This window comes from Vibrio sp. THAF190c (assembly GCF_009363355.1).
GTDB lineage: Bacteria > Pseudomonadota > Gammaproteobacteria > Enterobacterales > Vibrionaceae > Vibrio > Vibrio fortis_A.
The window spans coordinates 1375282-1391005 of sequence record NZ_CP045339.1; the positions used below are offsets into that span (position 1 = coordinate 1375282).

Genomic DNA, 15724 nt, shown 5'->3' on the forward strand with positions numbered 1-15724 from the left:
TTTATTGCATATCTACTAGGGGCAAGTGTAATTTCGCGATGAAACGACCTTGTGACTCATCTGTCTCTAGCTGCCAGCCAAGTTTGGTGCATATTTTTCCATTCAGGTCTTGTCCAAGGCCAAAGCCGTCATCAAATTGGCTACCAATCTCTTGTGAATTATAGTTCTCAACGACAATACAGTTGTCCTCGTATCGAATGCTTATCTGCCCGATGTAGGTGTACTGAAAGGCATTCCGAACCAAATTTCCAATAACGATTTCAAAAGGGCCTTTAGGCAAGGGAACGGTTGGGGCATGCGCGTAATCTTGAGTAATAGAGACGTCGTCGGCGTTGATTAAGTACATCGAACTCTCTATCACGTTATCTAGCATAGATGGGATGGATACCTTTTTTACTGCAGGCGCCATGTTGCTCTTTCGAGCTAGCCATAGCATTGTCTCTACGATTTGCTGCATGTTTTTGCTTGCTCTATCAATTCGTTGGATCGATCTCATCGAGTTACTGGGTAAATCAACGCGTTCCAGGATCTCCATATTGGCTCGAACAATGGCAATGGGTGTGCGAAGTTCATGGCTGGCATGAGATAAGAAACGCTTTTCCCTTTCAGCTAGCCTTGCATTTCGTCGCAATGCCTTTTCTAGAAACAACGCGACACGATTGTATTCATCGAACTTGAAGTTGGGTACTGGGTTTGAAGTGAGATCGTTTGATACCTTGCCTGCCCAGTCGACCAGTTGTTCTGTTCTTTTGCCTATTTTGTAGCTGAAAAAAGAGAGTGCTGCAAGAATGATAAAAACGTAGGCAGAAGCTATGAGCAAGATAATGTTGAAGCGACTGTCGAACCAAACATCGATTGTATCGCTAATGAGTCGATAGTCGTATTTTACGACTGCATAGACTGCGCGGCCATTGGGCTTCTCAAATTTATAGATGCCAACCGTGATGTCATCTTCGATATTATTATCCAAGACTTCATCGACATCGATCACTTTGAACTCTTCATTTTCCATCTCTATGTTCTCAAAAACATTGAAGTCGTTGACGATCATTGGAGGTAAGTTGTCATAGTGGAACGACACCACATACGAACTTGGAAGAGGTAGTGTGTTGTCCTTTTCGTAGGCTTCGGAATAAGCTCGCCATTCGGTCAGCATTCTCATTTTCACCGAGTCTTCGATTCCATACTCAAAGTATCGAATAAGAAGCTCACCAAATAGGAAAGCACTGATGATTGAAATCGTCAGGAAAAAATAAGTTAAGTGTCTTCTTAAAGAGATCGCGCGTTTTAATTTCATACTTCGCTCTTAATTCGTATGCCTTGACCGATTTTGGTTTCTATCATGTTGAACGAGTAGGGCTTGTCTATCTTCTGTCTCAGTTGGTATAGCTGGACTTTTAGGTTGTTACTTTCTGGGCTATCGTCTGGCCACAGATATTGTTCTATCTCTTCGCGGGATACGATATTCGGGCTGCGGCGCATGAGAAGCTGTAACAGTTTTAGGTTCAGTCGGTTGAGCTCAATATGCTGTGATTCGCGAGTTACTTGTTGGGTCTGCAAGTCGTAGATGAGGTCACCCACGACTAGCTTCTTGGATTGCGCACTTCTGCGTTTGGAAAGGGCTTTAATTCTCAAGGCGAGCTCTTTCATGGCAAAGGGTTTAACCAGATAGTCATCGGTACCGGAATGAAAGCCAGCTTCTTTATCTTCCAAGGTGTCTTTTGCCGTTAGCATCAGGATTGGCGTGTCTGAACCTTCTTCTCGGAGCTTTTGACATACGGTTAGGCCATCAATTTTAGGCAGCATTAGATCAAGCAGTATCACATCGTAATAGTTTTGATTCGCGAGCGTGTAACCACCTAATCCGTTGTAGGCATGATCGCAGTGTATGTTCTCATACTGTAAATACTCAGCGACCGAGGCGGCTAGGTCTTTATCGTCTTCAACTAATAGAACACTAATCAAAGGTTCAGATTTCATGTTGTTGCGCCTCTTGGCCATTGTTAAATAGATAAATCATCAGTTTACTTCCAATTTGTTTCGCGTCTTCTTGGATCATGACTAGTGCAGGTACCAAAATAAGGGTTATGGCCGTCGCAAATAATATCCCGTAACCCATAGACGTTGCTGCGGGAATAAGGAACTGAGACTGAGGAGAGGTCTCAGAGAGTAGGGGAACCAAGCCAAAATAAGTGGTTGCAGAGGTAAGTATGATAGCTCTTAGTCTGCCGGTTCCTGCTTCAATGATGGCTTGGCGACTATCAAAGTTTTCCGCTCGCATTGTATTGAAACGAGAAATTAGTAGCAGGCTGTCGTTAACCACAACTCCTGTCAGTGCGAGCATTCCAAACAGCGACAAAATACTCATTGGTATTCCTTGAATCAAATGTCCAAGCAGCGCGCCGATAATACCAAATGGAATGGTACACATGATCAAAACGGGCTGAAAGTATGACTTCAATGGGATGGCAAGCAGTGCATAGATCCCGATGAGAGCAATGGTGAACACGCTGTAAAAAGAGTTGGAAATCTCCTCCTGCTCTTTCTGCTGGCCTGAGATGACTATCTGAAGGTTGCGATAGTTGTCTTCCAGCTCTTTAAACACAGTGTTCTCAAGCCTCGAGAATACTAGATCAGGAGACGTTGTTTCTTTATCTACGTCAGCAGTGATCACATTCACTCGCTCGCCATCGATACGCTTAATATTTTTGGAAACATAACGGGTGGAGATATCTGCCACAGAAGTAAGAGGGACAACCTTACCATCGCTCAGTCGGATTTTTGCGTAGTTAAGGTCCGCGATGGATTTGCGCCTCTCTTCTGGGTATTGAATTTTAACTTTTACCTCATGTTCACCTTTTTGAAAGCTCTGTACTTCATATCCTTGATAAGCGAAATTTAGCTGTTGAAGTAGGTTCGATGTGGTTAAACCAAGAGACTGCCCCAATGGGTTTACATTGATATCTATTTGAGTCTGCGCTTGTGAAAGTGTTCCTTTAATGCTAAATACTCCATCTATGTTGCTCAGATAGTTGGTGAGAGTGCGTCCTGCTTGCTCTATTGTCTCTTTATCTTTGCTGCGTAATTCAATGCTTATTGCTTTGTCTGTAATCATATCCGCTGCGAAGATCGCGCTCTCGATCCCTTCGAGCGTTGGAACTAAGGATTGCCATTCTTTAGCAACATAAGCTCCTGAAAAGGGTCTTTCATCGTTGCTAGAAAGCCCGATGATAAGCTGCGCACTTTGCTCCGATACATCGGTGAGTACACTTTGGATTGGGGCGTTTAACAACCCAAACTCTTCCGTTAATTGTTGGCTTAATTGATTGGCAATCGATTCGACTTTAGCTGTTTCTGATAGCACTAGGCCGAAGCCAGTATCTTCTTGAAAAGCCAGATCGATCGTAATGTTGTCGGTTGATATTTCGGGGAAAAATACGGTTTTCAGTTTGCCTGTTACCAAAGTGCCTGCAATCAGAACAAATAGCGAAAGGAAAACGCACACCACGGCATATCGATAATCTAAGACCTTTTTCAAACAAGGTTTGTAGATATGAAAAGTGAAATATCTCAGCATTGAAAGCACTCGTTGCTGAAGCTTATTCCACAGCAGAGGCAGTCCGGATTTAGCTCGTGAATCCATACGTACATGTGCTAGGTGGGCTGGCAGTATCAGCTTTGACTCTACTAATGAGAAGAAGAGACAGAAAGCCGCAGCAAGGGCAAATTGTGCGAATATCTTACCGAGTTCTCCCTCAATCAGGCTCATCGACATAAATGCCACCATTGTCGTTAACACACCAAACGTCGTGGGTGTGGCGACTTTTTGTGCGCCAGCAATTGTCGATTGCAAGCTTGGGCCATGTTTCTCTCTATGTTCGTAGATACTTTCGCCAATGACTACTGCATCATCGACCACAATGCCAAGTGCCATAATAAAACCGAAGGTGGTGAGTTCATTGAGTGTGAGTCCCCAAAACGAATCTCCCATGAGCACCATGGCTCCGCTAAAGGTAACAGGTAGGCCAATTCCAACCCAAAATGCGACGCGAATGTTGAGAAACAGTGCAAGCAGCAGAATCACTAAAAAGATGCCTTGTAAGCTGTTATCAAGCAGCAGCGATAGGCGACTTTTGATCGGCTCACTTTGATCGTTCCAAAGGGTGATTTGGATATCGGGTGGAAGTGTGGCTTGGTAGGTATTCGTTATATCACGTACGGTACGTGCAACATCATTGATGTTTGACTTGCCATACATTTTAACCGTCAAACCTGTAGAAGCGTGGCCTTCATAGTATGTACGCGCATTATTATCTGCATACTGTTCTTTCACTTCTGCTATGTCTGATAGCAGTAACACACGACCATTGGTCATGTGTTTGATTGGCAGGTTGGCGTATTGGTGAGCGCTGTATTTTTGCTGCTCCGCTTTCAAGATGAGTGTGCCTTGAGTGCTTTTGAGCTGGCCTCCGGTTTGGTTTAGCGACTCTGCAGCAATATGATTGGCGATTGCTTCTAAGGTTAACTGGTGCTCGATTAGTTTACCTTCATCAACTTCGATGACGATTTCTTCATCTCTTCTACCTATATAGTCAACCTTCTGTATTTTGGGTGAAGCCAGAAGTTTCAACCTTAGGTCATCGGTGTAGTTTTGGATGGTGCCTTGGTCGATATCGCCATACAGGTTGATTGAAATAACATCTTCAAGCTCGAGTTGGCGGGTTATTACCGGTTTTTTCGCGCTAGAGGGGAGATCACTGATCGAATCAACCTTTGTTTTCACGTCTTGATAGAGAGCATCCAGTGTATAATTACTCAGTTTTGTTATGGTGACGGTCACATCATCACCCGTAGAGGTGCTCGATAGGCTCTTGATACCTTCCACGCCTTGCAGGGCGTTTTCGATTTTCAGAGCGATTCCTTCTTCCGCTGAACTGGCAGAGCCACTGTCATAACTTACACTAACGGTGATAGATGTTGGTGGAATGCTCGGGAAACTCTCGATCCTCGCGTGGTAAACCGAAAAGGCACCGGCGACAAGGATTAAGATCATTAATAGGTTGGCAGCGACGGGGTTACAAGCAAACCAAGCGATCACGCCTTTGGCTTGAGTATTATTATTCATTGTTTGGCTCCGGCAGGTGTACCACTGACGCGACTTTCATTCCGTCTACAAACTGAGATAGAGGTTTTAAAACCAGCGCTATGTCTGTTTCCATTGAGCCTTTTTCTATGCCAATGCTGTCGGTTGAACTGAAAATAAGATTGGGTTGAAAGTGCTTGAGCTCGCCATTTTTCACATACCAGAGCGCACCGTCGGCAGTGAGTGACGATGATGAGATTACAAAGCTGTTTTGGTACGGTTTCCCTTTGATTTCGACGGCAACAAAGCTGCCGAAAAGCAGTGCGGGGGATTGTGTTAGCGGAGACTTAACCCTAAGTGTCAGTGTTCTCATTCTTGTTATCGGATCGACAAGCTCTGACAGTTGCATTGCTCGAGCCGACCAAGTATGAGCATGGTTGCTTTGAGATCGCATCAGAACCTTGGTTGATTCCAGCTCAGAAGGTAGTTGAGTCCATTCGTTCTCTGATAAGGAAACTTGGATTTCCGCAAACTCCGTTGATTGTATCCGGCCTAGCGTTGAACCGGTCGAAATATAGCTTCCTTTTGTTATCGCGGCTTCGCTGACAACTGCATCAAATGGCGTGATGACTTGGGTGCGCGCTAAGTTAACGCTAGCTTCTTCGACGGCTTCTTTTGCTGCGATGTGATTTGCTCTCGCGATCTCAAGTTGAGGTTCGCGTAACACAAGAGGGTTCGGCTCTTGGTTAATACCAGATTTCTTCCACTCTTTTAGAGCGCGGCTCTGTTTTCTTTGCTCTTGAAGTAGCGCGAGATGTGCTTCAGCGAGCACCTTCTTAGCGTTTGCAAGTGCAACTCGATATGTTGTGTCTTCAATCTTTAGTAATACATCCCCTTGTTTCACAAGGTGCCCAACTTTAAAGTTTGGAGACTTCCAGGTCACTTCGCCAGAGACCTGTCCAATTAGCGACAGCTGTTCGTCAGAGGTGACGTTGCCAAAGGTTCTTATGGTGGGAGTGTGAGTGCCGGCCGTGAGGGTGACTGTGGTGACTTTCACCTCATTTTCTATCTGTTGAACGAGTGTATCGCTAAAGTCGTCAGGCTGCGACCCCAACACGTAGTAAACGCTTAAAGGCAATGAGAGAACGCCACAAAGGGAGATCCAGAGGGTACTTTTCTTTGCGAATTTCATCTTTACACTCCCATACCAAGTGCCAGACCCAACGAGACTCTATTCGAGAAACGAGCTTGTTGAGTTTGCAAAAGCTGGATGGTTGACTGATAGACCGATTGCTTAGCAACCAGTAACGCAATGATGTCACTGGCCCCTTCTTGATATAGGCTTTCGTAATTTTTCATACTGGAATTCGAATATTCTTTGGCATCTTTATAGTGCTGCTCTTGGAGTGTTAAGTAGTACTCCTTATCGAGTGCGGTACTCACCTCAGTGATCGCAGAGACAAGCTTTTTTTCGTAATTGATGAAGGACTCTTGTGCCTTTAGTGCTGTGACTTTGGCGTTAGTTTCGATTGAATTTTGATTAAAAATGGGAGCCGTAATCCCTCCCACTAAATTCCAAAGTGATGGGTTCTGGCTTAACGCGTTCGGTGACTCCCCTGAGCGATACAATGAAGCGCTTAAGGTGATTTTGGGTAACAGTTCTTTGTAAGCTACCGATGTCTCTGCATCTGCGGCCAACAAGGTCTGATAGGCAGCCAGTAAATCTGGTCGAGAGCCCACCATCTCACCCGGTAATTTCAATATCGGTGTAGGGACGGTTGGTAAAGAATGGGATGAAATTTGATGGTCTTTACTGATATTACCTCGCAGTGCGTTTAGATCTCGGATCGCGGCAAGCTGTTGCTGCTGTCGAGAAACTAACCCTGCTTTCACTCTTTCAGTTGCTGCTCTTGCTGTATCAAGGTCTGCGTGTTCTTTAGAGCCGTCGAGCACTTGAGATGTAATTACCTCTTCGGTATCTAAAAGGCTTACTATCCATTGTTTTTCAACATTAATGATTTCGGCTCGGTATTGAATATCAAGCCAGGCCTGAATCACTCTTGCTGCAAGAGAGTTCCTAGCATAAAGATAATCTAGCTGCGCGTTCTGTGCTCTTGATGATGCTGCGCTAGACTTGTCGGCAAGCCTACCCCAAACGTCCAATTCCCAGCTTAAATCCAAGGAGAGTTTATGGTTGTTATTGATTGTCGGGCTTTTGTCATGTGACGCTTGGTAGCTGGTGGACAGACTAGGTTGAAGGTAATTACTGCTTTGTGAAGCGAGTAAGTCAGCCTGCTGCAATCGCAAGGCTGTTTGTCTTAGGTCGTAGTTGCTCTCTAACGTCTCGAGCACTAGCGCTGATAACTCATCGTTATTCACCAGCTCTAAAAGCTGGGTTGAAAAGTCGGAGTTAACATAAGGTTGGGCGTTGTCCCATTGAGTGGGAACAAGAGGGTTTAGGTTACCCTCAGAGTGGCTAGGTGGGTTTAACGAGGAACAGCCTGACATGAAAGCCAGACTGCAAAGTGTCGTCAATCCAAGAGGGCTCATTTTTATTAACATCGTATCTAACTCCGGTATCAATGGGGTAGATATAACGTGTGAGAAGTAAATTGGAGGTGAAATTGAACTACTTGTGCGGTTAAGTTGTTAATCAATCGACTTTTTTCGGTCAATCTTTGTTCAAGTTCTAAGACTATAAAGGTCAAGGTCTCATTCTATTTATTCATTATTTGATTTTATAAATTTGAAGAAACCAACAAATACGAACAATGGCTAATGCGTGTCTTATGAAACTTGTTACTCTTTGTTTTTGATTGAATTGTTTTCAGCGATCGCTTTAACAGGCGTGAAGATCATTAAGGAAAAGTAGTGGAAATCTGGAAGTTACTATTTTTTATCCCTACGTGTTTTGCTCTGAATATGACGCCTGGCCCGAATAATTTGCTGTCGATGAATAATGCGCGTTGTTATGGCTTTAAGTCTGCCTTTATGGCTGGTCTCGGTCGAATTGCGGCGTTTGCCGTCATGATTGGGTTGGCGGCTTCAGGGTTAGCTGTGGTTTTGTATGCATCTCAAACGCTGTTTCTCACCATTAAAGTTGTAGGTGCTGGCTACCTGTTGTGGATTGCCTTTAATCTCTGGCGTTCTGAAGCAAGCCCTATATCCGATATCGATACTGTGCAGAGCCGTTTAGGTTTAGCCAAACAAGAGTTTTTACTGGCAGCCGGTAACCCGAAAGCAATTCTTATCTTTACTGCATTTCTTCCTCAGTTTGTCGATGTGTCGACCAATGTAAACGAGCAGTTTTTGATTCTTGGGCTCACATTCCTAATCTTGGAATTAGGCGCAATATCTCTTTACGCCATATTCGGTATTTATCTGAGACAGTGGTTCACCAAGCCGAAAATGGCCAAACGATTTAACAAGGCATGTGCTTCGTTTTTGGCACTGTCGGGAGCAAATCTGTTAATCAGTCGCCAATAATCTATCTACTATTCACAAGGAGTTTGAAATGAAAAAGACATTTAAGAATGTAAGTCCTGAATCAGGCGAAATCACGGTTCAATTGGACCAAGCTAAATTGAGCTTTCATGTAGAGTCTGGCGCTGAATTCACACTGGAATCAAGTGAAGGAGCTGATGTGGTGTTTTCCTCGACTAGTCCAGATGTAAACCTCGTCATCGAACCCGTGTGATTTACGTTAAACCTGTGTGATTTACGTTCAAAGAGTTAAGCCTGCTAGGAAGAAGTACGATGAATATTAAAGAGTTTTCTAACTTGGTGGGTTTGTCTGCTCATACGTTACGGTACTACGAGAAAATCGGTTTGCTGAAAAATGTTCAACGAACCTCTAGTGGGCATCGTGCTTATACATCGAAGGATCAAAAGTGGATCGAGTTTGTGGTGCGTCTAAAAGAGACCGCTATGCCACTTGAAGAGATTCTGGAATACGCGAGTTTGAGAGAACAAGGAGCAAGTACGCTGCAGCAGCGCCAAGCTTTGCTGGAGAAACATCAGCAGAATCTCAAGGCTCATATTGAGCAACAACAGTCACACCTTACTGCACTAGAAAACAAAATCGACCTTTATAAAAACAACAAAGTTGGTTGACTTAGAGTCAACTCTAACTTGTAAGCTTTTCTCTTATTAGAACCAATAGGAGAACAACCATGGAAACATCACGTTTTGATAAAGGTCTAGAGCTACTGACCAAGATTGATGGAGAAGCGGGGCAGAATGTTATCGAAAGCTTGCAAGATATTTGCCCTGACTTAGCCAAATATACGATTGAGTACCCATTTGGTGATATATACGCACGTGAAAGACTTGATCTGAAATCCCGCGAAATCGCGACAGTTGCTGCATTAACAGCCCTAGGTAATTGCGCTCCCCAGTTAAAAGTACATTTGAATGCGGCACTCAATGTGGGGTGCAGTGAAGAAGAGATCAAAGAGGTTATCCTTCAGATGTCAGTGTACGCCGGTTTCCCAGCGGCTTTGAATGGCATGTTTGCGTTTAAAGAGGTTCTAACCGAACGTTCTAATAATCGATTAATAGATAACTGATGCACAATACTTGGCATTTTTTGTCGGTGTGGGTTTGTTGTTTTGGGGCTAATGGTTTAGGTTAAATAGTCGCACTGTATATCGATGTGAGGAATGACAAAGGAGGTGAATTTTGCACTTTGAAATTGTTAAAGGTATAGATATTGCTCTCCAGAAAGAGCTTCTTCTAGTCGCGTTATGGACACCCGATGAGGAGCCCGTTCATAAACCAGAGGTCTTAGAGCTTCCTCACATCAAAGAGTACTATGAAGACTGGGGGAAGAGAGGGGATCTAGGTTTCTTTGCAATATCATCAACAAATCAACCAATGGGTATTATTCAGCTTCGCTACAAATCCAGTCAGACCAAGAAGTACGCAGATTATCCAGAAATCGCAATTGCTGTTCATCCTCAGTATCGTGGTCAAGGTGTCGCTTCAGCTTTAGTGCGTAAGTTGTTAGATTCTACGGATTGCGGTTTGAGGCTTGGTGTTCACCCTATGAATACTTCAGCCATTGCTTTGTATGAGAAGTTCGGTTTCGAAGTTTACGAAATTGCCAAAAGTGGTTTCCCGCAAATGGTTTTAGTTCGATAAACTAGCGATTAAAAGTAGGGCGTCGTAGTGACGCCCTTTGTGTTATTTAGAAACACTAAACGTGTCGTAATCACGCAGCAAAAATAGTGCGATACAAGCTGCGAGCATAGGCCATGAAGCGAAAAACAGTAAGTTATTGAACGGGTCCATATACTTACCAAAAGATGAGAACGTTGACCCTGCATGAAGGACTAAAATGGCACCATAAGTGTATTTCTTCCACAGACCTGCGATAAATGCGCCCAGAAATGCTAGCTGTGCGATGCCGAGAATTATCATCATGCCAACAGATATATCAATCCCATAAAAGCCAGACAGCACCTTTACCGCGTGTTCAGGAACAAGGATTTTATCCAAGCCCCAAAACAGAAATACGATAAAAATACCAATTCTTAGAAGCAGTAAACTAGTAGCCAATTTCGTTTGAAGTTTCTTTTCCATGATTTTCCTTTTAATGCACTTTACGGTGCAATGCGATGAATTACTCCCCAAAGCAGACCTACTGGTTTCGAGTTTTATTTCGTGGATTTTTGATGGTGTGTGTAACAAGGCATTTCATGGGTTTGATGAGACACGCTTAAGAGAAAACTATTGCTGATGCTGTGGGGAGTATGCGGCCGACAGTGAGCCGACATTTTTTAACTCGGATTAGAGTTCTGATACCACTTGGGTTAGTCTGAGCTATTCAATAAACGCAACGAAAGAACTGAATGCGTATGATCACTTGTTATGTTCGCTATGTGATAGATCCAAAGAAAGTAAAAGAGTTCGAAGAGTATGCCAAGATGTGGATACCGCTGGTGGAGAAGTTTGGTGGTCAACATAATGGTTACTTCTTGCCTTCTGAGGGGGCGAACAATATTGCGTTGGCACTATTCACCTTTGAGAGTTTGACGGCTTACGAAGATTATCGAATCAAATCTTTAAACGATCCTGAGTGTATTGAGGCTTTTGCTTTTGCCGATAAGGCGGATTGCATCATCAGCTATGAACGCAGCTTCTTCCGTCCAGTTCTGAAATAACAGATATTAGAGCTCATACATTCACGATTGACATAGGAATTAGGCATATATGGTCACTATCGAACGACTCACTGAAGCTCAAATTGAGCCGGTAAAGAAGGTCAAATTAGCTGAAGAACAGGTTAAGTTTGCAGCGACGGCTGAAGAGTTTTTACAAGATGGTAGTGAGACGACTCACCTACATATTATTAAGCTAGATAATGAAGTTGTCGGATTTTTTAAGTTAGATATTGCCTATTGCGAAAGTTACGAGTTTTGCCCAGAGTCTGGTATAGGATTAAGAGCGTTCGCGTTAGATAAGAATCAACAAGGTAAAGGGCTTGGTACACTCGCGGTAAAGGCTCTGTTTCCGTATCTAAAAGAGCACTATTCCTCATTTGAGTTCATCTATTTAACCGTAAACCTGAAGAACCCTGGTGCGATTGCTTGTTATGAAAAGGGTGGTTTTGAAAAGACCGATGAGCTGTATCTCGGAGGCGCTGCGGGCCCGCAACATATTATGCGTGCACGGTTCTAGCTAAGGATTAAAACACGAATAGTCTTCAACATATTTAGTAATACACACTATTAAATAGAGTATAAATTCTGCTTTAAGTCACTAATTTTAAAGACTTAGATTGACGCTTTCTGGGAGGTGTTGTTGTAATCGCAACTTTGAAATTATAAAACAGGCTTGAGTTATACAAAATGGAAATGAGTCAAGAAAGCAGGATAATCGACGGGAAACCATGGGTTTGCAACTTTGGCATACGAATCTTCGCACTTATCATCGATTCGTTAATTCTCGGTGGAGTAGGGTTCGTCCTAAGTAGTTTTTTTGAACAACAGTTCATTCAACTCGGCGATCTTGCTTGGGCTGTTGGCGCGCTTGTATCTATCTCTTACTTCAGTATTTTTAACAGTTCGTTAATGGGCGGACAAACCTTAGGTAAGAATGCTACCAACATAAAGGTTGTTGATGCCAACAACAAAACACTGAGCTTTCCAAGATCATTAGCGAGATACTGTATTTTCTCAATTCCTTACTATCTTGGGAGTGTAACGGCCAGTAGTGAGATGATGCTGCCTTTTACTGATACGATTGTCTCGTTTCTCGTAATAGCTGTGTTCTTTGGGACAGTTTACCTTTATATGTTCAATAAAGTGACGCGTCAGACTTTGCATGACGTCATCGTTGGGTCATTCGTAGTTAATCTAAATAGTGCACCCGCCGTAACCCCGACGAAAGTGTGGAAAGGACACTTAATCATTATTGTTACGTTGGCTTCGTTATTGACAGTGGTCCCTGCATTTTTCTCTGAAGAGGAGACTGTGGATCGTTTAACTGTTACGCAAGAGATTTTGGATGACTTTGATGTTGTTTCATCATCTTATGTTGCGTCTGGGACGCGTCATTTCAGCTCTTCAGAAACAGGCTCTAGAACTACAACGTACGTAGATGTGAGCGTAACTCTGGTAGAAGACGATGTTCTCAATGAGTCTATAGCTCAAGCAATTGCGCAAGAGGTGGTTTTTAGCTATCCAGAATCTGTCGAAAAGGATGTATTGAATGTGACTCTTTCCTATGGCTACGATATTGGCATTTGGTCTAATTGGAATAGCAAAACATATCGCTTTAACCCCAAGGAGTAGTAATGCTTCGTAGGGCCGCGTACTACAAGTACTGTTTGTGATTTTTTAGGTTCTGTCATCGAAGAAGCCGGTTAGGGCATCTTCGATAACAGGGCAATGTCAGAATCGATGGCGTCAGTTTACTTTTAAACTGGCGCTTTTCGTTTCTGGGTTAGTCACGTTCAAACGCAGTGAAAGCGTAGTCTTGGTGTAGGCTTGCTTGATATTCACCACTTTCGATTTGTTCAACTAGTACATTTGAATCGCCTAAACGTACGTTACGCACCATGTGATGGAAATTTGTTGGTAATGTTGCTTTAAGTTCTTGGTTGCTCATCGTGTTTAATGAAGAAGCAAACTTTTCAGCAGCACTTTGCGCTTGTTCTTGAGTTGCAAAAACACCCACGTTTAGGTCGGCTTCACGCTCAATTTGAACCCAAGAAGATGAAGCGAAAGAAGCAGAAGTGAATGCTAGAGTTGCTGCAAGAGTAATAATGCGTTTCATAATGTAATCCTCAAATAATCTGTTTTCTTGAGGCGCTTTGCCTCGGTACAACGCCATTATTATGCAAAACATAAGTGTGATAAATATCACATTGTTCTTTTCACTGATGCCAAAAATACACGAATAAAAACTTGGTTTTCCATTTTTTGCCCCAAATGTGGCTGAGTTTTGAACGTAGAAGGGGCGCCTTGATGTACTTTATAGATCTTATATCAACGATTGTATGGTGAGATCATCTTGTGATAATAAAGCTACAGGTATAAGCTCGTTATAATCGTAATATTTATTTACTCTCTATATGGGAGGTATAAGATTGGCGGGGATGGGAAATAAATGGATAAAAAAAGAGCAGCAATAAATTGCTGCTCGAATCTTTCGGAGTTAATAAGTAACTTTCAAAGGCAGTGGGGAAAGTCAACGAAGAAGATAATAGTTTAAATACAGTGGTTTGTCTCGATAATAAATAGCCATACATTGTGGTAATAATTGCATGAAACTGTCTTTAAATATAAAAAAGCCCACAATATGTGGGCTTTTGACTAGCGGCTTTATATTAGAACGAGTAGCGAAGTGCCAATGCTAAAACATCATCTTCACCATCTACGTCAGTGATCTTGTATTCAGCAAGTGTTTTGAAGTTAGGAGTTAGGTTGTATTCACCACCTAGCGAGTAATAATCAACTGTCTCTACGCCGTCTTTCTCTAGGTTGTTGTAACCGATAAGAGCGTTAAGCTCTTCAGTTACCTGATAAGTAACGACTGCTTCAATACCTTCGTAATCAACACCGTTATCTGTACCGTCTTTTTCCCAGTTCTCGCCATCGCTGAACAGCACTGCAGCGTACAGATTTTCATAAGTGTATGAAACTGCTGCCGTTACAAGCTCAGAATCTGCACCAGCGGCTGCGCCTTCACCTTCGTTGTAGCCCAGTGCCACTTTTACGCCGAATGGCAGTGCGTAGTCTGCTGCAATGCCGTATGAAGAGGCATCAGTTGAAACTTGATCGTTTTCGCCTTGATAGCTTACGTGTACGTTAAGCGCATCGTAAGAACCTGTTGCCTTGAATACAGAATCTGAACGGCCAGTACCAAATAGATCAGCACTTACACCTGCAGCTTCGTTACCAAACTCTGGGAAAATATCTGTGTAATCAGACACTAGTGTTACTGCACCAAATTGGCGACCGTAGCTTACAGCCCAGAATTCAGAGCCTACACCTACGTAACCTTTACGTACGTCGAACTCGTCACCGTTATCATCTGCGCTATTAGACTTGAATTGCAGCTCGTACAAACCGAATGCGTAAAGGTCATCATTGATTTGAGATTTACCGTCTAGGCCAACACGGATGTAGCTTTGATCTCCGTCTTCTGTTTTATCGCTAGAAAAATAGTAAGCGCCTTGAGCTCTGCCGTGAATATTCAGTTCAGTTTCTGAATCAGAGTAAACTTGTGCTGCATTAACTGCAGAGCCAAAGATTGCGGCACCAATCGCCAGCGAAATGATTTTCTTATCCATATTTTAATTACCACTACATTGTGTTTGAAGTCGAAGTAATTATCTATACACGTGGATTATTTAAAAGTGAGTAATTATCAATTCACTATGGTAAATAATAAGCACAAGTATTTGGAATAAACTATTCTATTTTGTTATTTGTCGAACAATTATACAAAGTGATCCGTGTTCGGTTACAACAAACGGAAAGTGCTTTGCTACAATAGATGTGATTATATTTTTTCTCTCAGTAATATGATGCTAGAGAGAAGAAAAGAATAACCGAAGAATTCCAGTCCTTCTTCAACCAGTGTTTTTATATCTCTGTTGTAGCCATCCCCTAAAAACTCCATCCAGAACCCTTTATAGCCAGCAATTCGAGAAAATATAAGGAACATAAAAACACCGATTATCCAAACAAGGAAACTATCGGTTGCTGTAAATCGTTTCGCTGCAACAATTACGCTTTTTCGGTGAGAGAACATTTGATAGGCAATTGTTGCCACTATGGCACCAGCGGGAACCTTCCAAAAGCCATGAAATAGGAACAGCTCAAATACTTGGTCAAGCTCTCTCGACACGAGTAGTAGCATGAGCAGAGCATGAATTTTCAATATCGATGAAAAGGCACGACTTTCTTGGGCTTTAATGTAACTAATTAGCGCGGTACCTAAGAGGATAGCAACTTGGCTGATCTCAAGTACAGAGCTCTCTTTGGTGTGAGAGTCAAAGTGAATACTAATGTAAGCGACGACTAGTGTGAGTAAGAAGCTATGTAAAATAATGAATGTATCAAAGACGCGGTCGCTGCGTCGCTCGTCATAAATTGGGCTGATGTATTGCATTGCGTAAATCCAGAAAGT

At 42.9% G+C, this 15724-nt stretch carries 17 protein-coding genes; 8 read left to right on the forward strand and 9 right to left on the reverse strand.

Annotated features, from left to right (window positions below):
• Position 1: 1 nt before the first annotated feature.
• From FIV04_RS21190 to FIV04_RS21210, 5 genes are read right to left on the reverse strand one after another with little or no spacing between them, the layout of a single operon-like run.
• Positions 2–1297, reverse strand: a complete 1296-nt coding sequence (locus FIV04_RS21190; protein WP_152470426.1) for a HAMP domain-containing sensor histidine kinase — start codon at positions 1295–1297, stop codon at positions 2–4.
• Positions 1294–1980: a response regulator transcription factor gene (locus FIV04_RS21195; RefSeq protein ID WP_152470427.1), complete on the reverse strand. Its 687-nt coding sequence runs from the start codon at positions 1978–1980 to the stop codon at positions 1294–1296. The genes FIV04_RS21190 and FIV04_RS21195 overlap by 4 nt, the downstream gene beginning before the upstream one ends.
• Positions 1970–5125 (reverse strand): efflux RND transporter permease subunit, encoded by a 3156-nt coding sequence (locus tag FIV04_RS21200; protein WP_152470428.1) that lies wholly within the window; start codon positions 5123–5125, stop codon positions 1970–1972. The genes FIV04_RS21195 and FIV04_RS21200 overlap by 11 nt, the downstream gene beginning before the upstream one ends.
• On the reverse strand, positions 5118–6275 hold the full coding sequence (locus tag FIV04_RS21205; protein ID WP_152470429.1) for an efflux RND transporter periplasmic adaptor subunit: 1158 nt from the start codon (positions 6273–6275) through the stop codon (positions 5118–5120). Before FIV04_RS21205 ends, FIV04_RS21200 begins: the two co-directional genes overlap by 8 nt.
• A 2-nt stretch (positions 6276–6277) precedes the next feature.
• Positions 6278–7645: a TolC family protein gene (locus FIV04_RS21210; RefSeq protein WP_253895462.1), complete on the reverse strand. Its 1368-nt coding sequence runs from the start codon at positions 7643–7645 to the stop codon at positions 6278–6280.
• 309 nt (positions 7646–7954) lie between these two features.
• On the opposite strand from FIV04_RS21210, the gene FIV04_RS21215 reads away from it, so the two are divergent.
• The 5 genes from FIV04_RS21215 (at position 7955) to FIV04_RS21235 (ending at position 10225) form a co-directional block, all read left to right on the forward strand.
• Entirely contained in the window at positions 7955–8569 is a 615-nt protein-coding gene (locus FIV04_RS21215) for a LysE family translocator (protein ID WP_152470430.1), read from the forward strand.
• Positions 8570–8597: 28 nt separating this feature from the next.
• Entirely contained in the window at positions 8598–8780 is a 183-nt protein-coding gene (locus FIV04_RS21220) for a hypothetical protein (protein WP_152470431.1), read from the forward strand.
• Between the two features lie 59 nt (positions 8781–8839).
• Positions 8840–9196, forward strand: a complete 357-nt coding sequence (locus tag FIV04_RS21225; protein ID WP_152470432.1) for a MerR family transcriptional regulator — start codon at positions 8840–8842, stop codon at positions 9194–9196.
• A gap of 59 nt (positions 9197–9255) precedes the next feature.
• A complete protein-coding gene (locus tag FIV04_RS21230) occupies positions 9256–9651 on the forward strand; it encodes a carboxymuconolactone decarboxylase family protein (RefSeq protein ID WP_152470433.1) in 396 nt (131 codons plus the stop codon).
• A gap of 112 nt (positions 9652–9763) precedes the next feature.
• Positions 9764–10225 carry a GNAT family N-acetyltransferase gene (locus FIV04_RS21235; RefSeq protein WP_152470434.1) on the forward strand — a complete coding sequence of 154 codons (462 nt, stop codon included), beginning with the start codon at positions 9764–9766 and terminating at the stop codon, positions 10223–10225.
• Positions 10226–10267: 42 nt separating this feature from the next.
• On the opposite strand, the gene FIV04_RS21240 is transcribed toward FIV04_RS21235, so the two are convergent.
• Positions 10268–10666 (reverse strand): hypothetical protein, encoded by a 399-nt coding sequence (locus tag FIV04_RS21240; protein WP_152470435.1) that lies wholly within the window; start codon positions 10664–10666, stop codon positions 10268–10270.
• A gap of 275 nt (positions 10667–10941) precedes the next feature.
• Between FIV04_RS21240 and FIV04_RS21245 the strand changes: the two genes are divergently transcribed.
• The 3 genes from FIV04_RS21245 to FIV04_RS21255 all read left to right on the forward strand — a co-directional run bounded on the left by FIV04_RS21245 (position 10942) and on the right by FIV04_RS21255 (position 12879).
• Entirely contained in the window at positions 10942–11247 is a 306-nt protein-coding gene (locus tag FIV04_RS21245; RefSeq protein WP_152470686.1) for an NIPSNAP family protein, read from the forward strand.
• Positions 11248–11296: 49 nt separating this feature from the next.
• Positions 11297–11764, forward strand: a complete 468-nt coding sequence (locus FIV04_RS21250; RefSeq protein ID WP_152470436.1) for a GNAT family N-acetyltransferase — start codon at positions 11297–11299, stop codon at positions 11762–11764.
• Positions 11765–11934: 170 nt separating this feature from the next.
• The gene (locus FIV04_RS21255; protein ID WP_152470437.1) at positions 11935–12879 is read left to right on the forward strand and encodes an RDD family protein; all 945 of its coding nucleotides are present in this window, start codon (positions 11935–11937) and stop codon (positions 12877–12879) included.
• A gap of 151 nt (positions 12880–13030) precedes the next feature.
• Here FIV04_RS21255 and FIV04_RS21260 read toward each other — a convergent pair whose 3' ends face one another.
• From FIV04_RS21260 to FIV04_RS21270, 3 genes are all read right to left on the reverse strand, one after another.
• Entirely contained in the window at positions 13031–13363 is a 333-nt protein-coding gene (locus tag FIV04_RS21260) for a DUF3316 domain-containing protein (RefSeq protein WP_152470438.1), read from the reverse strand.
• Between the two features lie 553 nt (positions 13364–13916).
• Positions 13917–14882 (reverse strand): porin, encoded by a 966-nt coding sequence (locus tag FIV04_RS21265; RefSeq protein ID WP_152470439.1) that lies wholly within the window; start codon positions 14880–14882, stop codon positions 13917–13919.
• A 212-nt stretch (positions 14883–15094) separates the two neighbouring features.
• Entirely contained in the window at positions 15095–15706 is a 612-nt protein-coding gene (locus FIV04_RS21270) for a hypothetical protein (RefSeq protein WP_152470440.1), read from the reverse strand.
• Positions 15707–15724 lie beyond the last annotated feature (18 nt).